This is a genomic window from Psychromonas sp. L1A2 (assembly GCF_009828855.1).
Lineage (GTDB): Bacteria > Pseudomonadota > Gammaproteobacteria > Enterobacterales > Psychromonadaceae > Psychromonas.
Genome location: NZ_WUAG01000001.1, coordinates 1,125,967 through 1,146,892 on the forward strand (window position 1 = coordinate 1,125,967; position 20,926 = coordinate 1,146,892).

Annotated in this window: 17 protein-coding genes and 1 tRNA gene; 2 read left to right on the forward strand and 16 right to left on the reverse strand. The window is 36.0% G+C overall.

The features are described from left to right. Positions 1 to 14: 14 nt before the first annotated feature. A complete protein-coding gene (locus GQR59_RS04965; protein ID WP_160060951.1) occupies positions 15 to 1,649 on the reverse strand; it encodes a response regulator in 1,635 nt (544 codons plus the stop codon). A 361-nt stretch (positions 1,650 to 2,010) separates the two neighbouring features. Further along, positions 2,011 to 2,094: transfer RNA gene (locus GQR59_RS04970), tRNA-Tyr, on the reverse strand. A 136-nt stretch (positions 2,095 to 2,230) separates the two neighbouring features. Here GQR59_RS04970 and GQR59_RS04975 point away from each other — a divergent pair. Next, on the forward strand, positions 2,231 to 2,779 hold the full coding sequence (locus GQR59_RS04975; protein ID WP_160060952.1) for a VC2046/SO_2500 family protein: 549 nt from the start codon (positions 2,231 to 2,233) through the stop codon (positions 2,777 to 2,779). Between the two features lie 204 nt (positions 2,780 to 2,983). Further along, positions 2,984 to 3,586, forward strand: a complete 603-nt coding sequence (locus tag GQR59_RS04980) for a DUF3332 family protein (RefSeq protein ID WP_236546657.1) — start codon at positions 2,984 to 2,986, stop codon at positions 3,584 to 3,586. A 192-nt stretch (positions 3,587 to 3,778) separates the two neighbouring features. Here GQR59_RS04980 and purU read toward each other — a convergent pair whose 3' ends face one another. The 14 genes from purU to GQR59_RS05050 form a co-directional block, all read right to left on the reverse strand. Continuing rightward, on the reverse strand, positions 3,779 to 4,618 hold the full coding sequence (gene purU, locus GQR59_RS04985) for a formyltetrahydrofolate deformylase (RefSeq protein WP_160060953.1): 840 nt from the start codon (positions 4,616 to 4,618) through the stop codon (positions 3,779 to 3,781). Between the two features lie 28 nt (positions 4,619 to 4,646). Then, the gene (locus tag GQR59_RS04990) at positions 4,647 to 5,111 is read right to left on the reverse strand and encodes a YchJ family protein (RefSeq protein WP_160060954.1); all 465 of its coding nucleotides are present in this window, start codon (positions 5,109 to 5,111) and stop codon (positions 4,647 to 4,649) included. Between the two features lie 85 nt (positions 5,112 to 5,196). Continuing rightward, a complete protein-coding gene (gene asnB / locus GQR59_RS04995) occupies positions 5,197 to 6,867 on the reverse strand; it encodes an asparagine synthase B (RefSeq protein ID WP_160060955.1) in 1,671 nt (556 codons plus the stop codon). Positions 6,868 to 7,074: 207 nt separating this feature from the next. Continuing rightward, on the reverse strand, positions 7,075 to 8,691 hold the full coding sequence (locus GQR59_RS05000; RefSeq protein ID WP_160060956.1) for a cation:proton antiporter domain-containing protein: 1,617 nt from the start codon (positions 8,689 to 8,691) through the stop codon (positions 7,075 to 7,077). A gap of 364 nt (positions 8,692 to 9,055) precedes the next feature. Continuing rightward, a complete protein-coding gene (locus GQR59_RS05005) occupies positions 9,056 to 10,675 on the reverse strand; it encodes a tetratricopeptide repeat protein (RefSeq protein WP_160060957.1) in 1,620 nt (539 codons plus the stop codon). Between the two features lie 400 nt (positions 10,676 to 11,075). Then, complete coding sequence (gene yfaE, locus GQR59_RS05010; RefSeq protein WP_160060958.1) at positions 11,076 to 11,327, reverse strand: class I ribonucleotide reductase maintenance protein YfaE; 252 nt, start codon at positions 11,325 to 11,327, stop codon at positions 11,076 to 11,078. A gap of 14 nt (positions 11,328 to 11,341) precedes the next feature. Further along, complete coding sequence (nrdB, locus tag GQR59_RS05015) at positions 11,342 to 12,487, reverse strand: class Ia ribonucleoside-diphosphate reductase subunit beta (protein WP_160060959.1); 1,146 nt, start codon at positions 12,485 to 12,487, stop codon at positions 11,342 to 11,344. 88 nt (positions 12,488 to 12,575) lie between these two features. Then, positions 12,576 to 13,385, reverse strand: a complete 810-nt coding sequence (locus GQR59_RS05020) for a sterol desaturase family protein (protein WP_160060960.1) — start codon at positions 13,383 to 13,385, stop codon at positions 12,576 to 12,578. Between the two features lie 14 nt (positions 13,386 to 13,399). Continuing rightward, complete coding sequence (locus GQR59_RS05025; RefSeq protein WP_160060961.1) at positions 13,400 to 14,035, reverse strand: CDP-alcohol phosphatidyltransferase family protein; 636 nt, start codon at positions 14,033 to 14,035, stop codon at positions 13,400 to 13,402. 26 nt (positions 14,036 to 14,061) lie between these two features. Continuing rightward, positions 14,062 to 14,727, reverse strand: coding sequence for an ATP-binding cassette domain-containing protein (locus GQR59_RS05030; protein WP_236546658.1), 666 nt, complete (start codon positions 14,725 to 14,727; stop codon positions 14,062 to 14,064). Positions 14,728 to 14,735: 8 nt separating this feature from the next. Continuing rightward, a complete protein-coding gene (locus tag GQR59_RS05035) occupies positions 14,736 to 16,442 on the reverse strand; it encodes an ABC transporter permease (RefSeq protein ID WP_160060962.1) in 1,707 nt (568 codons plus the stop codon). Positions 16,443 to 16,445: 3 nt separating this feature from the next. Next, complete coding sequence (locus GQR59_RS05040; RefSeq protein WP_160060963.1) at positions 16,446 to 17,717, reverse strand: ABC transporter substrate-binding protein; 1,272 nt, start codon at positions 17,715 to 17,717, stop codon at positions 16,446 to 16,448. Next, positions 17,704 to 18,555 carry a DUF547 domain-containing protein gene (locus GQR59_RS05045; protein WP_160060964.1) on the reverse strand — a complete coding sequence of 284 codons (852 nt, stop codon included), beginning with the start codon at positions 18,553 to 18,555 and terminating at the stop codon, positions 17,704 to 17,706. Before GQR59_RS05045 ends, GQR59_RS05040 begins: the two co-directional genes overlap by 14 nt. After that, positions 18,555 to 20,708, reverse strand: a complete 2,154-nt coding sequence (locus GQR59_RS05050; protein ID WP_160060965.1) for an FAD-dependent oxidoreductase — start codon at positions 20,706 to 20,708, stop codon at positions 18,555 to 18,557. Before GQR59_RS05050 ends, GQR59_RS05045 begins: the two co-directional genes overlap by 1 nt. Positions 20,709 to 20,926 lie beyond the last annotated feature (218 nt).

The following is a 20,926-nucleotide window of genomic DNA, read 5'->3' on the forward strand; positions in this document are numbered from 1 at the left end:
GTAGTGCGAAAAGCTTACGCTACCCCTTTAATCTTTTTGAGTTCATGACGTAATGCATTTAATCGTTCCGCATGCATTTCTGGTAGGTGAGTATTGTTCAATAAGGCGATACTGTTTTGGAATTGAGTTATTAACTCATCTTTATTTGCTGGGTTTTCTTGTAGCATATGAATAAAGACTTGGGCACGATTTAAGATTGCTCCTGAATTAAGAGGCTCTAATATTAATGCTCTTTCAAAACTATCCAACGCTTCTTGGTATCGTTTCGCAGTAAAAAACTCAATGCCAGCTTTATTGTAACCTTTAAAGTTTTCAATACGTTGTGTTAATAGATCACCTGTGTGTTTTTTAATATTTATGGCTGTTGTCGGGTCAATAATATGTCGTTGTTCAAGTTCTTCTAAGAGTGGTTCCGCCTCATCAAACTCACCGATATCTAATAATGATAATGAGCTTTCCATTAAAAAAGTGGTATCAAAATCTACAACAGCTTGATGTGTGTTCTTTAATGTATTGAAGATACGACGTTTAGCTTTAAGTGGTTCATTTAGCGCTAAATGAACATTAGCCTGATATATTTCATCAAAACCATTAAAATTAAAGTCTTTGTTCTTTCCTTCTTCGAAACGACTTTGATAAAGCGCTGAAGACACTTTTTTTAATATATGTTTTCGCTCTCCTATATCTTTCTCTTGTTTTGCTAAATTAATAATACTGCGTAAGTAGTTAGCAAGGTGGCAAGGATCAGGATAAAAAGAACTACGACTTAAATGCAAAATAGAGTAATAGCTATTGAGCATGACAATATACTCTTCCATTTCATTTGCTAATAAAGCCACTTCTTGATGACGCTCAATACTATGATGTGTGGTATTGGCTGCTTGAGTTAATATATTTAAGGCGTTGTTTAATTGCCCATCATTTTTATATGAGCGGGCTAACCATCGGTAAGCTTCCATTTGTAATGGAGCGTCTTCAATCAAACGCGTTAATACCTCAATTGATTTTTTGTATTCCTTCTGAAGAAAATAGGATCTTCCTAAACTAATACAAGGGCGTACTAATGGCCTTAATTCAATTAAGGGTTTTAAGATTTTATCTGCGCTTTGGAAATCCTCTATTTGAATATAAATTTCAGCAAGTAAGTTTTTACATAGATTTCTATATTCAGGTGCTTGGTCAATTTTTTGTTTGCAAAGTGAGATAGCCAATTCGTAATGCTTATCTGAAATGGCTTTGTAAATTGCATGTAACATAACTTTACGATGTGTTGCTGCCGTTAACCGGGTGCTTAATTGTACGGGGGAGAAAGGTTTCATCAGGTAATCATCAGGTGATTTCTCGATTGCCGTTAATACCATTCTTTTATTGCTATCACCTGTAATAATAAAGCACAGCGCATGGTCTGGTATTAGATTATTTTTCTTTAAGTAATCTAATAACTGCACACCATTTTTACCTGATCCTAGATTGTAATCTAACAGGTAAATATCGAATTTAACCACTTTAGTTATTTTTACTGCTTGGTCTATTGTGTCGGCAAACGTGATATTTTTTGCGCCTTGATTGGTCAACATGGCTTTAAGCATTACATGAAATGCTTTTTGATCATCTACTATTAAGATTTTTTTATCATGATAATGAAACATAGTGAGTACCGACCAAGTTAAAACAATTTAAGTTAAACAAATTAATTTTATAGATTAAATAATTCGATTCTTATAAACCAGCAGAAAAAGCATTACTATCGCTACCATTAAGTTTATTTGAGAGATCATCTGTTGGAAAGGCGTACATAAAATAATGATTTAATAACAAAAGTAAGTTATGAAAAATGTTTAATAAGATTGTAGAGTATTTTTTGATTAAATGATTTTTTAAAAGTCACAAAAAAAGCAAGTTTTATTTATGTCAGTTATCTTTGCAGTGTAAATAATAAATTGGAGTATTAATTGATGTATTAAAGAAGGTATTTGAAACTTGATGGCCTCAAGCTAATTTAAAATGAAATGGTGGAGGGAGGTGGATTCGAACCACCGAAGCTTTCGCGACAGATTTACAATCTGTTCCCTTTGGCCACTCGGGAACCCCTCCGTTATTTCGAGGTGCATAATATCAGAAAATGATCGCTTGTGAAGATTAAAATTGAAAAAACATTAAATAAAATCAGGTTGTTGCCGATAAAGATAATACTTTATTAAACAATAAGCGTAGGGACGTCTCTTTTAGTATGAATATTGAGCAACTTGATCAACAGATAATTATTAACGAATGGCAACTAGGGCAACAGCTAAATACTGCTGTTCATAGTGGCACTCGTGAAAAATTTAATTTGTTATTAAGTTTCCTGTCCGATGATGCTCGAGATTTTGCACAATTTGAAATAAAGTCAGAAATTGATTTAGTTGCAAAAAAAGATAACTTACGTACTTATTTTGAATTGCCAGAAAAACAACCTTTAGTGAATGAAGGGCCATCAGAAAAACTGTTAGCTGAGTTGAATGATGATTTACAGCAAAAAAAATTAACCGATATTCGCTTTAAACAGTTAATAACCAATGAAGCATTATTATCAAAGCAACAAGGTGCTAAGTTCCCAGAAGAATTGTTAGATAATTTACCATTACTCAAGAAGCAACGCATGAACGCGGCTTATCAATCAAATTCATTGACTGAAGAACGTGATAATAAAAAGCCAATAGGGATAGATGCAAGTTTATTAGATGAATACAAAAATATGGATTTAATGAACCGACCTCTACAAGTTCATTATAAGTAATATATATTCCTTCATGTTTAACCTCTTATATTTCTCTTCTTTATTGCTCTTTTTCTCATTTCTTAATGTCATATAACGTATATTTTGAGGCCGCTAAAGTGGACTTTGAACTTCACTTGTAACAAGCTGTCAGACCATCAGATATAAAAAGTTAGTTTTTGTAAGGTTGTTTTTGTTTCAATATATCAAGGTAGGAAAGAGTTTATGATGAATAAAATGTCTAAAGTAGCGGTTAAAAAAGTCGCGATGGTTGCTACAGTCGCTTCATTAACGACTGCTTTATCGGCTTGTGTCGGTAGTAACGCTGTGACAGACAAAGTGATGCAATTTAACCTAGAAGTGGTAGATAATCGATATGCGCGTGGTGGCGTTAATATATTACTATTCCCTGTTTATGCATTAACACTTGCCGTTGATGTTGTTGTTTTTAATTCTCTTGAGTTTTGGACTGGGAAAAATCCTTTAAACGGTAGTCCGCATATTTTTGATTCTGAAGTGAAAACGCAATATCAAATCAATGATGACTTAGATCCCTCATTAAGAAAGGCACCTTTAAAGCCGTTATCTAATAAATCTGAAAGCAAAGCATCTAATACTGAAAAATCTGTTTATTCTGTGGAAGTTAATCCTGTTAATAAAAATACTATCGATTACGATATTGTTTATACAAACGGTGAAAAAGCGGTATTACGTGGCGAAAAAGTCGGTGAGCTTGTTAATTTCTCATTAAATGGTGAGCATGTAACAACGGCTTCAATTGATGATTTACAAGCTTATATGACACCTGAACAGAAAACTAAATCTTAGTCGATCAGCGATGAGACTAATTATAAGAGACTAATTAAGAGCTGCTTATCTTATAAAGAAACAGATAATAAAAAGCCTTAACTATCAAATAGGTAGTTAAGGCTTTTTTGTGTTGGTTTAAAAATAGCTTTTAAAAGTGACTAAAAAGCGATTTAAAAGCGATTTAAAAGTTATTTAAAAACTATTTAAAAACTATTTAAAAACAACAGTACGGTTAGCGTAAACAAACACTTTATCGTCTAGCACTTGTTGTAAAGCACGACTTAATACTGATTTTTCAACATCTCTGCCTGCTTTTGCTAATTCTTCAGCACTATAAGCGTGGTCAATATGAGCGACATCTTGCGTAATAATAGGGCCTTCATCTAAATCATTATTAACAAAGTGAGCTGTTGCTCCAATAATTTTTACGCCTCGATCGAAGGCTTGCTGATAAGGTTTTGCGCCTATAAAAGCAGGTAAAAATGAATGGTGGATATTAATTAATCTATTTGAATAAGCCTCAACAAATTTTGGCGTTAAAATACGCATGTATTTAGCTAAAATAACGTAATCTGGTGTGTAAGGCGCAATGGTTTCTAATACTTTATCTTCATGCTCTTCACGTGTTAAACCTTCATGGCTTACTGTGTGATAAGGGATATTAAATTTAGTGACTAAGTCTTCTAATGCATCGTAATTGCCGATAACTGCTGCAATTTCTACATCAATGCCGCCATAAGTGCTCTTCATTAGGATATCACCAAGACAGTGTGCTTCTTTAGTGACTAAAATTACAATACGTTTACGTGTCGTTGAATTAATAAGAGCGCGAGAAGAACCTGTTGGTAAATTTAAATCTAAATCAGCCAATAAAGTGTGATCATTAAAAATACCTTCAATTTCTGTACGCATGAAAAATCGATTATATTGATGATCAACAAATTCATTATTTTTAACGATATTTAATTGGTGTTTTTGACAGATATTAGTAATTTGTGCAATCAACCCTTTTGCATCAGGGCAATTTGTTAATAGTGTTTTCTTTTCCATTATTATCTCTATTGATTCGATTCTACTGTTAAGCACAGCATTTTTTATATTTCTTTCCACTGCCGCAAGGGCAAGTATCATTGCGCTGTATCTTACCTGATTTTTGGCCAGGATAAAAAGTCCCATCGCAATAAAGCCATTGATCATGCTCTTTCACAAAGTTAGAAAGCTCGTGATGGCAATGAAGTTGATCTTCAAATAAATACCAGGCTTTGAATTCCACAGTACCTTTATCTAATCCATCATTAGAATGAACAATCTCTAAGTTTTTCCAATCTAATGATTTCTCTGAGAGTTGCTCAATAGTTAAATTGTCACGAAAGCTGGGATGGTAAGTAGAAAATAAGTATTCACCTAATTGCAGACAAAAAGCACTGAATCGAGAACGCATTAATTGTTCGCAAGTGTCTGTTTTTTGTTGTAATTGATGAAAAGGCTGACAACATTGTTGGTATGTTTGACCACTTTTACATAAACACTGGTTTGTATTCATTTTCTTTCTTCCATCAAAATCTATAAAAAAAGGGCATAAAAAAAGCGCTCAGAGAGCGCTTTTTAATATCAGTTAATAATGATACTTATTTTTGCGCGTAAGCATCGTTATGAATGCCAGCAGCACGACCCGATGGGTCAGCATTGTTTTGGAAACTTGCGTCCCATGCTAATGCTTCAACTGTTGAACAAGCAACAGATTTACCATGTGGTACACATTCTGCTGCACTATCAAGTGGGAAGTGACCTTCAAAAATACTACGGTAGAAGTAAGCTTCTTTTGTATCCGGTGTATTGATTGGGAACTTGAATTCCGCACTCTCAAGTTGTAGATCGGTTACTTGTGTTTCAATATGCGCTTTCAGCGTATCAATCCAGTTGTAACCAACACCATCAGAGAATTGTTCTTTTTGACGCCATAAAACTTCTGGTAACAATTGACCATCAAACGCTTCACGTAAGATATTTTTCTCAATTTTGCCATCTTTGATCATTTTAAGTTCAGGGTTAGTACGCATTGCTACGTCTAAGAACTCTTTATCTAAGAATGGTACACGAGCTTCGATACCCCAAGCTGCCATTGATTTGTTAGCACGTAAACAGTCAAACATATGTAGTTTGCTTAGTTTACGGTTTAACTCTTCATGGAACTCTTTAGCATTTGGCGCTTTATGGAAGTATAGGTAGCCACCGAATATTTCATCAGCACCTTCACCTGATAGTACCATTTTGATACCCATCGCTTTAATCTTACGTGCCATTAAGTACATTGGCGTAGACGCACGAATAGTCGTCACATCGTAAGTTTCTAAGTGATAGATAACTTCTTTAAGTGCATCAATACCGTTTTGTACAGTAAAGATAATAGGGTGGTGAACGGTACCTAATTCATCAGCTACTTTTTGTGCAGCAGCTAAGTCTGGTGAACCTTCAAGGCCAACAGAGAATGAATGTAGTTGTGGCCACCAAGCGCCTGTTTCATCGTTATCTTCGATACGTTGCTTAGCAAACTTCTGAGTGATTGCAGAAATAACAGATGAATCTAAACCACCTGATAATAATACACCGTAAGGTACATCACACATTAGTTGGCGTTTTACCGCTGCTTCTAATGCTTCGCCAATTTCAGCTGCACTGCCACCGTTGTCTTTAACTGCATCATATTCCATCCAATCACGGGTGTAATATTTAGTTAATTCGCCAATTTCACTATCTAGGTAATGCCCTGGTGGGAATTCAGATACTTTTGAACAAATAGGAGTTAATGCTTTCATTTCTGAAGCTACATAATAGTTACCAAATTCATCCCAACCTTGATAAAGAGGAATAATACCCATGTGGTCACGACCAATTAAGTATTTATCTTTTTCTTCGTCATATAGGCAGAATGCAAAGATACCGTTTAGGTCATCTAAAAATGTATTACCTTTCTCTTCGTATAAACCAAGGATGATTTCACAATCAGATTTAGTTTTAAACTGGTAACCACAAGTTAGCTCTTTCGCTAATTCTTTGTGATTATAGATTTCACCATTTACAGCAAGTATGTGTGTATTATTTTGATTGTATAAAGGCTGTGCACCTGTATTCACGTCAACGATAGAAAGACGTTCATGAACAAGGATCGCTTTATCAGAAGAATAAACGCCAGACCAATCTGGGCCGCGATGACGAAGCAGTTTTGACATTTCAATTGCTTGTTGGCGCAATGCGATAGGATCGCTTTTAATGTCGAGCACACCAAAAATAGAACACATAAGGTTACCTTTTTTATTGTAAACGGATAGTAAAGTTATCCGTTACTTCTTGAATTACTTTTAAGCACAAGTTTATTAACTGATGTGCTTCGTGATCAAATTAGATCAACATATTGAGAGATATGATTTTTGCAGAATAAACATCAAAAGTCACACGAAATCAGTACAATTTACTAACAAAAAACATCGACACCTCAATATTTATCTTTATAGGTCCAGTTTTTGCGGACTTTTGCCCAAAATTGCTTGAAAATCTGTCCATACATGGCGAGCAAAACCTGCACCAGCTTCTTCGTACATATTAAACACTAAGTTAACACCTAAGGCGTTTAACTCTTGTTCATCTGTTTTATAATGCGCAAGTGCAGCTACTTTAAAACTACAGTTTTGAATATTATTTAATTGTTCAGCCGCGTAACGATTACCGTTATGGTCCGGCATCGCCAATAGAATAAGTTTAATATTATTAGTGAGCTGTAATTTAGTCCAAAAATCAGAGTCGAGAGCATCACCAGTGATAACGCGTCTTCCTGCCTCTCTGTGTTGTAATGTAGTGAGATGGTTATAATCAATGCCCATTACTTTTTCGCCATAGGTCGTTTTTAACGCATCATAAGCACCCACACCAATTCGTCCCATTCCCATTACTAATATTTGTGCATCACCAACACGTACTGGTCGGTCATCTAAATGTAAGCGAGTTGCTTGATAACGTTTTAGCGCTATTCGATAGCGGTCGTAAATAGCATCAGCATATTTATTTAATAGTGCGGCAATAATAAAGCTTAATGAAACAGCGATAGCCGTAATAATTAACCAGTCTTTTGATAACCAACCTTTATAAGTAGCGAGCGAAGCGACAATTAATCCAAACTCACTATAATTAGCTAAGCTAAATGCAGCAAATAATGAGGTACGTGAGCGCAATTTGAATTTACTCAGCGTTAGAAAATACAGCACAATTTTACCAAAGAGTAAAAGTGATAAAGCAGTCGCAATCATTAAATGATCTAAGTTAGGTAAACCACCGAATCCTATATTTAAAAAGAAACAGACTAAGAATAATTCTTTTAAATTAAATAAAGAGCGCGCCATCTCTTTTGCACTTGGGTGAGCGGCTAACAACATGCCGGCGATTAAAGCGCCTAAGTCGGCTTTCATACCAACACTTTCAAATAAACCAGCACCAACCACTAAGGCTAAAAAGAAACCGTATAAAACTAATAATTCACCGTGGCCCGCTTTGTCTAATAGTTTATATAACAGCGGTCTAACGAGTGGAAGGGCAACTAAACCAATGGCCCAGATAGACGGTATTTTACCAACAGAAATGGTTAAAAATAACACGGCAAAAATATCTTGCATGATCAGTATACCGATCGCAATGCGGCCGTAAAGGGAGTTTGCTTCGCTTTTTTCTTCTAATATTTTGACTGCAAATACCGTACTGGAAAAGCTTAATGCAAAAGAGATAAGCACAATACCAACAATATCTAATCCTGCAAAAAGTGATACGCCAAGCTGCTTTATTACAAATAAAATAGCGGTATAAAAAATAAGGCTCGCGATAAGGTGAATGCTCGCTCCACCCCATACTTCAGACTTAAATAGCGTGCGAATATCTAATTTTAGGCCAATTGAAAAGAGTAATAAAGTTACCCCTAAATTAGCTAAAGTCACGAGGTTATCTGATGATTCAAAACCAATAAAATTAAGCGTGAAACCAGCCAATAAAAAACCAACCATAGGTGGGAGGCCTGTTAAATTAATCAGCATGCCAAATGTAAAAGCAACGCCTATAAAAAGTAATATTGTGCTGTCCATGAATTCACTTATTTAAATAATTAATGTCATTGAGTTTAATGGTTTTTATGTTGGCCATTAATATCTGGGTGCTTTTAATCCTTTGTATTCTAGCATTTCCAAGAACGAGGTTTTAACTTTTATGCCTGGCTGTATTTATTTTTAAATTAATGTGTCTTATTTGAATGCAATTGATAAGGCTAATGAGCCTAAGAAAACAAGTATTTAAATATGAGGAAATTATAAAGAGGTGATTTTATGGGATAGAGGTAATTAGGACAATCACTATATTAACTTAATGCTCAATAATATTAATTGCTTAATCACACTCGTTAATAAATGAAGTTTATCTCTCTTTTTTCTTTGCAGAAAAAATTCCATTTATTTATTGAAAAAACTCTGCCTGTGAGTACTCGACAAAGGTTGTTGTATCAGGCCAAAGACGGAAAACACGTAAGATAATATTATCTTTTAATCTCCATTGAAAACTAGCTTCGCCTTGCAATTCGTTTCCCTGTGAGTAACTTGGTTGGCCATAAGTTTCTATTAACTTATTTTTGACCGTGATAATAAGCGAAGGGTTGTTTCGACCCACAAAAGTATAAGTTGCTTGTGAAAACTCGTTATCTTCAGTGTATCGAATGGTTAATTCACTAGATCCTTTGGTCATTGCTGCTGTGAAATACGTATCTGTAAGTGATTTGTCATCCTCTGAGATAACCTTGATTTTTTGTAACTTTATTTTTTCTCTCAACAAAGTTCGGTTTGCACAACTGAGTTTTTCAGAAAATAAAAGTGTGGTCGCTGTTTTTAAACATCGAGCGTGTGTCACCAATTTAAATAACCGTGTTTTTGCCCATTTCTGTGATGATTTTTGATATAACAAAATAGCGGCTTCTTTATCTACCTTAGTAAAAATACCATTTTCATAAAAGTACGCTAATTTGGCATGCGCTAACGGGTAATTTAGTGAAGAGGCATATTGATAATTTTTAAAGGCTTTTTGTAAGTTAGGATGAATATTACGGGTGTATTGTGTTGTACCATTTTCATAAATTGTAGCGAGTCGGTAATAAGCTTCCGCATGATCGCGACGAGATGCTTGAGTGTACCAGTCAATCGCTCGTTGAATACTTTTGGGTGTTCCTTTGCCCATTTCTGATAATTGACCTAGTTGAAATTGTGCATCGGTATTCCCTTTCAAAGCCGCAAGACGATACCAAGCAATAGCTTTTTTATAATCAACGCCATCTACGTTACCTGCTTCATAAATTTGGCCTAATTTATAAGCTGCTTGAGAGTAATTATTGTTAGCAGATTGTTTATATAATTGAATCGCTTTTGCGTAGTCTTGCTGTGTACCTAATCCATTTTCATGCATATAGGCTAATTGGTATTGAGCGACCGGATTGTCTTGGTGTGCTGCTGATTGGTACCAATCAAGCGCTTTTTTATAATCTCTTTCGAGTGTTTCGCCTGATTGATATAGATAGCCAAGATCTATTTGTGCGTTTACATGGCCTTGTTCAGCAGCTTTTTGATACCAAACAATACTTTGTTTATTATTTTTTTTAGTGCCAATACCGTACTGGTAGTAGTTACCAACTTGATATTGAGATGTTGGATCGCCTTGTTCAGCTGCGAGAAGGTAATAACTTAATGCCTTACTGCTATCTTGTTCAACGCCGGTTCCTTTCTCGTACAAGGTAGCTAGAACATATTGTGCTGCTTTGTATTCTTGTTGTGCAGATTTTAAATACCAATGGATAGCTTTTTTTAAATCTTTCTTAACACCTTGGCCACTTTCGTACATCCAACCAACGGTATATTGTGCAGAAGCGTCACCTTTTTCTGCTAGAGGGATCCAGATCTTTACGGCTTTTTTATAGTTACCAGAATGAGCGGCTTCGTAGCCCTCAGAAAACTTGGCTTGTGCAATTAGCTCCCCTGAAAAAAGGATTATAATTGTAAATAAAAGAAATAAATTACAAAATCTTTGCTTCATGCAAATACTAAATCCGTATGACAAAAAAGTGATATTATTGATTATGCCATTAGATTACGATTAAAGCAGGTTTATATTACTTATATTGATATATAAATCGCTTTTATAAAGAAAGTATACCTATATTATTTAAATCATAGTTACAAAATTTTGATGTAAATAATATGAAAGGTAAATAGATAGTTAACCTCAATTCTAGTTAATGAAAGTAGAATTATATTTAAAATCAGAAGGTTGTATTTTTTATTATACAGTGCCGTTAGTTTTGCGTAGTTCAAGGCGAATTATTGAAGCAATAACGGGCTATTGATAGATAATTTAATGGAGAAGTCCGCGGAAATAGCGGTGTTGTACCGCTTTGTTTATTCAGAATGGAGGTTAGCTATATTTAAATCTATGGTTATATTGTTTTAATCGTGATGCTTTTTTCGCTTTTACTGCAACAAAGTAAAATTTCACCTTCTTTTAAATAAGCCATTGGAAAGTTACTGTAAGTCACATCACCAGAAACAAGAATTGAACGGCAGGCGCCGCAATGTCCATCTCTGCAATGAAACTCAACAGACACTGATTGAGATTCTAAATTCTCAAGCAGTGTCTTATTTGCATCTAATGTATATTGTTGTTCATTGTAAATTAGTTTAGATGACATTATTTTTTGTACGCTTATAGTTCAAATGTACTTAGGTCTTCACTGTCGACAGTACTATTAATTTGACCTACTAAATAAGAGCTGATTTCCGCTTCTTGAGGCGCTACTTGTACGTTGTCACTGACTAACCAATGGTTAATCCATGGAATTGGATTACTTTTAACTTTAAAAGGAGCTTCGTAACCAATTGCTTGCATACGTTGATTGGCAATGTACTCAACATACTGACATAGAATTTCTTCATTTAAGCCGATCATTGAGCCATCTTTGAATAGGTATTGAGCCCATTCTTTTTCTTGCTCTGCTGCTTTTAAGAAAATAGCTTTGCCTTCAGCAAAACATTCTAATGCAATTTCAGCCATTTCAGGATCATCTTTACCATCAGCCCAAATATTTAGCATTTGTTGCGTTGAGTTCAAATGTAAAGCTTCATCACGTGCAATTAATTTGATAATTTTAGCATTGCCTTCTAACAAGTCACGCTCAGCAAAGGCAAACGAACAAGCAAATGAAACATAAAAGCGTATTGCTTCTAGTGCATTAGTTGAACAAATACAAAGATAGAGTTTCTTTTTAATATCACGCAATGTTAAGGCTTCAGTTTTACCTTGAATATTAACGTATTTAATATCAGTTTGCTCAAATCCGTGTAGCTGCATGAATTGTACTGCATGGATTAGTTCATCGTAATAATAAGAGATATCCACAGCACGTTTTTGGATTTCGTCATTATTAACGATATCTTCAAACACTTCATTTGGATCTGTGAATAAGTTACGTAAAATATGCGTGTAACTACGGCTGTGAATTGTTTCTGAGAATGCCCATGTTTCAATCCATGTTTCTAATTCTGGTAGTGAAACAATAGGGAGTAGTGCAACGTTTGGACTACGTCCTTGAATCGAATCTAATAATGTTTGATATTTTAGATTAGAAATGAAAATGTGTTGCTCATGATCTGGCAGGTTTAAGAAATCGATACGATCACGACTCACGTCTATTTCTTCCGGACGCCAAAAAAATGAAAGCTGCTTTTCGATTAATTTTTCAAAAACTTCGAATTTTTGTTGATCGTAACGAGCCACGTTAACAGGATTGCCAAAGAACATAGGTTCTTTCATAGCGTCATTGGAAAGGGTAGAGAAAGTTGTGTAAGCCATGAGACTCTCCGTGGTAAATTATTGTTCGCTATACTATACGGATGAGTCGCCTTTTTCTATCACTTTAGCTAGAAAAATATTTGTTATTTTATCTTTTTCGTTTAAAAGGCATGGTCAACAAACCTAATAAATTTGCATTATCTTTAGCATCAGGAAATTCTTTAATACCAATATCTATTTCTAAATCTGGTTTAGTTGCTTCAGCTGAATAACTACCAAATAATCGGTCCCACCAAATAACACTGAACCCATAATTTGAGTTACTTTCTTTAAATAACTGACTGTGGTGAATGCGGTGTAATATCTGGGTCATCAAAATTAAGCGAGTTACCGCTTCTACTTTTTTAGGAAGGCGAATATTGGCATGATTAAATAGAGCAAAGCCATTTAATAAAACCTCAAATAAAATAACTGCAAAGGCAGGCACACCTAGTAACATCACAGCGATTGCTTTAATAAAAATACTGGCCACGATTTCTAAAGGGTGAAAACGTAACCCCGTGCTTGCATCAACATGTGAATCGGCATGGTGTACTTTGTGTAATTGCCATAACAGAGGGATTTTGTGGAATAACCGATGCTGCCAATAGATGAGCATATCTAATAACAACAAACTTAAAACAATGGTTAGCCAAGAGGGTAAGTGTATAAGGTTAAATAAACCCCATTGTTGTTCAGTGCAATAAAGCGCAAATCCTGCTAACCCAACCGGAAGTACTAACCTTGCTGATAAGCCTGAAAGAAATACGATGCCGAAGTTTCCAATCAAACGAGTGGTTTTTGTTGGTGCTTGTTTTTTAGTTGATAGTTGTCGAGCAGGAAAGGTTTGCTCTAAGATTATCATTATCGCTAAGATACTAATAAATATCCCAAGGCGAATAAAAGTATCATCGATCATCGTTATCTATCCTGCTATTTTTCTACATTGTTAACATTATGACTTTTTAATGTTTGGTACCCACCGTGAAGGCGAGTAAAAACAGTAATCGCACCTAAAAAAGCAAAGCTATAAGCTAGCTCAGGGAAATAGGTTGGCCATAAACAGAAGGCAACAAAAAAGGCGATAGTTTCAGTGCCTTCCGTTAAACCATTTAAAAAATAAAAGCTTTTATTTGCAAACTGTGGTCTTGCTAAATTGAGTTTTTCTGCTGGAATTGCAAAGGCTAAGAAACTTGAACCTGTACCTATAAACACTGATAATAATACCACGGCTGGCAAGGCATTTACGGCGGGATCCGCTAAGGCAAAACCCACAGGAATGGCCGCATAAAACAGAAAGTCGACACAAATATCTAAATAGCCGCCAGCGCTATTACTGCTATTTTGATGCCGAGCTAACGCACCATCTAAACCATCTAAAATACGATTAAGTATTATCATGATCAGCGCTGCTGTCCATAGTTGTGCAGCTAACAGTGGTACCGCTAATAAGCCGACTATAAAACCTACTAAGGTGACTTGATCTGGATGTATGCCACGCTTATCTAATTGAACCACTACTGGCGTTAAAAGCGGTTTGATATACGGTGTGACAAATCTATCTAGCATGTCTTTTTCCTATTATTCAGTGTTTATTAAACAACTTGATTTAAAGAGAGAGCATCTAATGTGATCACTTTACCTTTTGCTGCAACAGCATCACTTTGATCATGTGTCACCATTACTGCTGGTAAACTGTATTTTTGTATTTGTTCAAAAACCAATTGACGTGTTTCTTGGCGCAATTGACTATCTAATTTACTAAAAGGTTCATCCAATAAAATGGCTTTTGGTTTGCTTAATAATACACGTAACAAAGCAACTCGTGCTTGCTGACCGCCTGATAGATTTTGTGGGCAACGCTTTTCCATGCCAGCAAGACCCACTTGATTTAACGCATCACTAATTTCATCTTTACGTGTTTGTTTATCACCTTTAGGCATAGCAAAAGCAATATTACCTTCAACGCTTAAATGAGGGAACAATAAAGGATCTTGATATAATAAACCGATATTACGTAGATGGCTTGCTGTATTGGTAATAATTTGTTGGTTTAAATAGAGCTCACCATTAGCATAAAAGTCACTTGGTAACATACCAACTAACCAATTTAGTAGTGTCGACTTACCACTACCTGATGGGCCCATAATCGTCAGGACTTCGCCGCCTTTAACTTCTTCATTAAGAGAAAGTAAAAGTTTACCTTGTTGGCTTAATTGTAGATTATCGATCTTTAATGATGACATTGATTGTGAATTCATTTTATTTCCTAACCTCGGTTCCGGAAGAACAACTTTGGTGTCGCCCAAGCTAATATAAAGAACAATGCTGGCAATAACATTTGCATTAACGCATAGACCGCGCTGGTTCTTCTGCTTGCGCCATTGGCAAGCGTAACGGCTTCCGTTGTAATAGTATTGATTCGGCCTGCGCCTGATAACAATGTTGGTAAATACTGACTAAAGCTAATCGCTAAGCCTAATGCACTGGCGATTAAAATCGGTGATAATAGTAATGGGAGTTTCAACTGCCAAAATATTTTAGAGGGTGGTACACCAAGACTTGCTGCCACGGTGCTAAAACGAGGATCTAAGCGACGGTAACTATTGGCTAACGATAAAAACACATAAGGTAAAACAAATAATAAATGTGAAAAAACCACATTGATGTAAGCATGTTGACTATTGACTTGCTCAAACAGCCAAACCAGTCCAAATAAGAAAGCAATACTTGGAATGAGTAATGGTAAGTAAATAATAAAGCCGCTAATAGCCGAAATAGTTTTTGTATTTTGCTGTTCAGCTTCTAGTACAAATAAGGTTAATGCAATGGCAATTAACGTGGTGCTAATAGCAATAACAAGGGTATTAAACAGTGGGGTTTGCATTTGTAGTAAAGCAGATGACCAGTGTAAAGTAACAAGTTGCTGAGGTAATAAATCAGGGAAAGACCAGAAGCCAGCAAAAGACCATAACACCATAGCAACAAGCGCTAAACCGATAACACTTAACATCACCGTGGTTATTAAATGAGTCACACGTTGAATCAACATGCCACCGTATTCCCTTTCTCCATTTACTAAGAATGAAGTACTGCATTTTTTAACTAATAATTCTAATAAACACCAACTGCCCAATAACGATAGAGTGATCAGTATTTGTAATATGGCACCTGATGATGCTTTGATGCGTAGGCTTAAATCAACATCATTAAACCATTGCATAATCGCAACTGCTAAAGTAGGAGGCGTATTAGATCCTAGAATTAAAGGAATTTCGACACTGGCACTTGAGTAAGCAAGTACCGCTAAAATAGGTAAACGCATATAACCGTAAAGGCTTGGTAAAATGACTTTGAAAAAGCCAGTCATCGGGCAGTAACCTAAACTTGATGCCACTTTATGTTGTGCTTTTAATGTTTTACCAATTTCAGGTTGAGCAAGTACGCCTAATGCGATTAAAAGCAAAAAAGGGAGCTCTTTAAGTGTTAATCCTAATATGATGCTTAATCCATAAGGATCATGGGGCAACAACCAGTCAGGTGGAGTATCCCAACCACTTAACCAGGGTGAAAAAAGTCGTGATAAGAACCCAGAAGGGGCGATTAAAAAACCAATGGCAATCGCAGCCGCCGCATGTGGAATAACTAATATCGGACCTAATAAACGTTGAATTCGTTTTAACCAAGGGCTGTTAAAGTAACTGGCTAGTATCAATACAGTGATAACAAAAGCGAGTAGAGTACTAATTAAACTGGTACCAAAACTCAGTAATACCATGCGTTCAATACCAGGAGTATTAAACAGTTGGACAAATCCAAATAAACCGAACTCATTAGCACCAAGTGCAGGGAACCAACCAAAAGCAGGTAATAACACACCTAATAAACCACCTAGTACAGGCACCACTAATAAAGCGATTAAAAGATACGGACTATTACGAACTAAGCGAGTAAACAGGGTATTAGCAACAATCATTGTTTATTGAACTCCATAACGAGTAAGCCATTGTTCAGTTATGACTTTAACCCAGCTAGGGTGTAACTCACTTAACAAACGGGTGTTATCTATATTGATGATATTCGCACTTAAATGTTGTTCTTCATTGACGTCAAAAAGTGCTTTTTGTGTCGGTGTTAATTGCGATAAATCGAGCACGCTACTGTCGCCCCATATCACTGTTTTTTGTTTTCTCGCTTGTGCTTCTGGGCTTAATAAAAAGTTAGCAACTAGCTTTGCACCTTCAATATGAGGGGAATTATAAGGGATTGCAACAAAGTGAATATTACTTAAACTACCGTCTTTCATTCTGTAACTGCGAGTACTATCAGGTAAGTCGTAACGAGAAATAGCTGAAGGAATTTCAGCGGCTGAGAAAGTGAAAGAAACTTGTAATTCGGTATCGCTCATTAAACGTCGTAATGCTAAGCCATTGGATACAAAGTGTTTACCTTGTCGCCATAAAGTCGGGTGTAATTGATCTAAAAATTGCCATAAAGCAGGTAATAATTCAGCTTCACTTTCTGCTGACACTGGTTGATAAAGTTTATCTTGAATGCTTTTCGGTTGTGATTCGCTTAATACCAGTAATGCATACTTTAAAAAGCTCATGCCTAAAAAGTCGGGCGGTTTAGGGTAAGTAAAGTGGCCAGGATGCTTTTCACTCCAAATCAATAAATCAGAGAGAGTCTCTGGTACATCATTTACTTTTAAACTATCGAAATAAAAGGTGAGCGCAGCTTGTCCCCATGGTGCTTCCATTCCTTGCGTTGGAACGCCGAAGTCACGAGTCATAGCGGGATTGTTGGTTGGGTTTGTTAATTGAAAATTAGGTAGTTCGCCAGCCCAGTCTGCGGCTAATAATTGGTATTTTGCCATTGAAGCAAAGTTTGCCCCATTGATCCAAACTAGATCAACTTGTCCGTTACGGTGATTGTCAGCGGCTTTTTCTGCTAACACTCTGCTGACGGCTTCACTTGTGTCGGTGAGTTTTACATGGTGTAAATTAATTTTATATTTTTCTTTAACCTGCTTAGCAGCCCATTGAATATAATTATTAATTTGTTGATCGCCTCCCCAAGCATGAAAATATACATCTTGTGTAGTGCCACGCATTTCAACGTTTTTCCAAACTCGGGAAGTTGATTCAGCCGTACTATTTGCCTCATCGGCAAATGAGTTGCTGCTAAGCGAAAAAACGCTTAGCAGACAAAGGCTAACAAGAATCTTACGGTAATAATTACTTACTCGCATTAAGCTTCCAATTGTAATCTAAAAATTTAACACTAAAGTCTTGTTTCTGTAATGTAGTCAGTTGCTTTTCATCTAGTTTCAATGCATCAGCATACAGGCTTATAAAACTTTGTATTGACTTAGTACCGCGAAATCCTGCTTCAAAGTCTTCATCATACCACTTAAAAATAGACGATAAGTAGATTGAGTTGCCTTTGATGTAGTTACGGCTTGAATCTGTTAAAAAGCGCTCAGTTTGTTGTTCTAACTGTTGCTCAAGTTTGCTTGCTGTGTAAGCTTCTTCGCGAAGTGCAGGGCAACCAATACTTGCACAGTTAACTGCAAAATGAATACGTGGATCATTGTAACGTTTGCTACCACGAATAAGACCGTGTTCGATATCATTTAAACTCACCGTTTTACCCAATAGTGGAATAAATTCTTTATCCCACGGAGAGCTAAATAAACTGCCTAGATCTTTAATCGATTCTAGGTCAGGGTATTTAGTTAAAATAAACTCAACAGTCCAAGCGTTATAAGCATTAATTAAAAAAGCTAACTGTTTTTCTTTTGACCAAGCATCAAAATCTGCGCGTGATACTTCACCTAATTTATCAAGGTAAGCTTGTAGTTCGCTTTCTTGATTTTTAAAGGCTGCATAATCAACGGCTGTGCTGTGTCCTTTATTAATTGGCGATATATTTTGCTCAAGTAATTCGGTCCAATCAGCATGTAAGTTTTTTTGATCCGTTTCTGCATATACATTGCTCATTAATGAGCCAGTTAACAAAGCGGCTCCTAAAGTGAAGCGCACTAATGCACTCACTTTATTAGTTGATGTTGATATTATTGAGTTCATTATCCACGTCTCCAAGTATGATATTTCTCTAACCAGTTTAATACTGTTTGTGGTGCATGATTACGTTTCCATTCACCAGCTGCATATTTATTACCTTCAGCCCAAGTAGGGTAACTGTGGATAGTACCAAGGATTTTATTAAGCCCTAAACCATGTTTCATTGCTAAAACAAATTCTGCAATTAAGTCACCAGCATGTTCAGAAACAATGGTTACCCCTAGAATTTTATCTTTACCCTTAGGTGTAATTACTTTGATGAAACCTTTTGTTGCACTGTCTGTAATTGCACGGTCAAGCTCTTCAAAGTCAAAGCGAGTGATCTCATAATCAATGCCTTTTTGTTTTGCTTCATCTTCATTGATACCTACACGAGCCACTTCTGGGTCAATAAAGGTAGTCCATGGGATAACACGATAATCAACTTTGAATTTTTTCAAGTGACCGAATAGACCATTTACTGCAGCATACCAACCTTGATGTGCAGCTACATGTGTAAATTGGTATGGACCAACAATGTCACCTGCGGCAAAAATATTCGGGTAGAGTGTTTCTAAATATTCATTAGTGACAATAGTACGGTTTGTTTCAATACCTAACTCTTCTAAGCCGTAACCCGTTAAACGAGCACTACGTCCTACTGCACACAGTAGTTGGTCGTATTCAATCGCAATTTCTTCTTCGTTATGTTTAACGATAATGAACTTCTTACCATCTTTGATTTCACAGCGTAATGCTTGGTGTGAGGTTAAGATGTTAACACCGCTTTCTTTTAGCGTCTCAGTGGCAAATTCAGACACTTCAAGATCTTCTTTGATCATGATGCGTTCAGCCATTTCAATCTGTGTTACGTTTGAACCTAAACGTGCAAAGCTTTGTGCTAGTTCTGAGCCTATTGGACCGCCACCTAATACAACTAGTTTCTTCGGTGCTTCTTCTAATTTTGCAAACTCATTCCATAATGTATCACTGGTTACATAACCTGTTTCTTCGATACCTGGTAATGGTGGAACAAATGGGCGCGCGCCGGTCGCGATAACAATTGTTCGTGTTGTTAATTTTTTCTTAGTGCCGTCTTCATAGCTAATTTCAACTGTCCAAGGGTCTAGAATTTTTGCATAACCTTTTTCTACTTCAACACCTAAATCAGTGTAACGTTCAACGCTGTCATGAGGTGCAACATCTGCAACTACTTGATGAACACGTTCCATTACTTTTTTGAATGAGAATTGTGGTGTTGTATCTTCTAAACCGTAGTGATGTGCATTACGAATTTGCTCTGCAATTTTAGCACTTTTGATAATAGCTTTACTTGGTACACAACCATAGTTAAGACAATCTCCACCCATCTCGCCAGCTTCGATTAACGTTACTTTAGCTTTTACTGCTGCAGCAATATAACTTGTTACCAAACCACCTGCACCAGCGCCAATCACAACCATATTACGGTCAAATTTAGCGGGTTTAGTCCATTTACTGTAAACGCGACGTTTTTTAATCATATTAACAATACCTTTAGCAATGAGTGGGAATACACCTAATAGAACAAAAGAAAGAATTAAATTAAAAGATAGGATGTTAGAAATGCTATCGATTTGCGCTAACTGTGTACCTGCATTTACGAAAATGAACGTACCTGCTAACATACCTAATTGGCTAACCCAGTAGAAAGTCCATGCCTTAATCGCAGTGACACCCATTAATAGGTTAATTAAAAAGAATGGGAAGATCGGTACTAGGCGTAAAGTAAATAGGTAGAAAGCACCTTCTTTTTTAATACCTTCATCAATTGAGGCTAAACGCTCTGGGAAACGCTTTTTCAGTGAGTCACGTAATAAGTAACGAGACACTAAGAATGATGATAAAGCCCCTAAACTAGAAGCAAATGAAGCAATCACAAAGCCTTCAAATAAACCAAATAGCGCGCCGGCGGCTAACGTTAAAATAGCAGCACCAGGTAATGCTAATGCCGTCACCAACACGTATAAAATAAAGAATCCACCAATAACAAGAACAGGTGAATGCACTCTCAATTCAGTAAATTGGTCCATTGACCCTTTTAACCCTTCTAAGGTCAGAAGTTGATGTAAATTGAAGTGGAAAAACAATCCTATTAATACGATTGCAAGTAACAGCAGTACGATCTTTTTTAACATAATTTATTAGCCTTTAAATGAATGGCGGTAAGGTGTTTTGTATGTTGTTTTGCAACCGTTAAAGCACCTAAGTCGAATTTTATTTTTTGTCGATATCTAGCTTTTGATTATGGGTGTTTTTCTGCATAATTGATAGCTCCCACATAAAGACCTGATTATGTTTAATTTAATTGCTTAATTATTCAAATAATTACAATTTAATTTTTAGCAGTACTAAG

Coding starts and splice junctions, on each gene's coding strand:
- GQR59_RS04965 (WP_160060951.1), bottom strand. CDS start 1,649: ATGTTTCATTATCATGATAAAAAAATCTTAATAGTAGATGATCAAAAA.
- GQR59_RS04975 (WP_160060952.1), top strand. CDS start 2,231: ATGAATATTGAGCAACTTGATCAACAGATAATTATTAACGAATGGCAA.
- GQR59_RS04980 (WP_236546657.1), top strand. CDS start 2,984: ATGATGAATAAAATGTCTAAAGTAGCGGTTAAAAAAGTCGCGATGGTT.
- purU (WP_160060953.1), bottom strand. CDS start 4,618: ATGGAAAAGAAAACACTATTAACAAATTGCCCTGATGCAAAAGGGTTG.
- GQR59_RS04990 (WP_160060954.1), bottom strand. CDS start 5,111: ATGAATACAAACCAGTGTTTATGTAAAAGTGGTCAAACATACCAACAA.
- asnB (WP_160060955.1), bottom strand. CDS start 6,867: ATGTGTTCTATTTTTGGTGTGCTCGACATTAAAAGCGATCCTATCGCA.
- GQR59_RS05000 (WP_160060956.1), bottom strand. CDS start 8,691: ATGGACAGCACAATATTACTTTTTATAGGCGTTGCTTTTACATTTGGC.
- GQR59_RS05005 (WP_160060957.1), bottom strand. CDS start 10,675: ATGAAGCAAAGATTTTGTAATTTATTTCTTTTATTTACAATTATAATC.
- yfaE (WP_160060958.1), bottom strand. CDS start 11,327: ATGTCATCTAAACTAATTTACAATGAACAACAATATACATTAGATGCA.
- nrdB (WP_160060959.1), bottom strand. CDS start 12,487: ATGGCTTACACAACTTTCTCTACCCTTTCCAATGACGCTATGAAAGAA.
- GQR59_RS05020 (WP_160060960.1), bottom strand. CDS start 13,385: ATGATCGATGATACTTTTATTCGCCTTGGGATATTTATTAGTATCTTA.
- GQR59_RS05025 (WP_160060961.1), bottom strand. CDS start 14,035: ATGCTAGATAGATTTGTCACACCGTATATCAAACCGCTTTTAACGCCA.
- GQR59_RS05030 (WP_236546658.1), bottom strand. CDS start 14,727: ATGAATTCACAATCAATGTCATCATTAAAGATCGATAATCTACAATTA.
- GQR59_RS05035 (WP_160060962.1), bottom strand. CDS start 16,442: ATGATTGTTGCTAATACCCTGTTTACTCGCTTAGTTCGTAATAGTCCG.
- GQR59_RS05040 (WP_160060963.1), bottom strand. CDS start 17,717: ATGCGAGTAAGTAATTATTACCGTAAGATTCTTGTTAGCCTTTGTCTG.
- GQR59_RS05045 (WP_160060964.1), bottom strand. CDS start 18,555: ATGAACTCAATAATATCAACATCAACTAATAAAGTGAGTGCATTAGTG.
- GQR59_RS05050 (WP_160060965.1), bottom strand. CDS start 20,708: ATGTTAAAAAAGATCGTACTGCTGTTACTTGCAATCGTATTAATAGGA.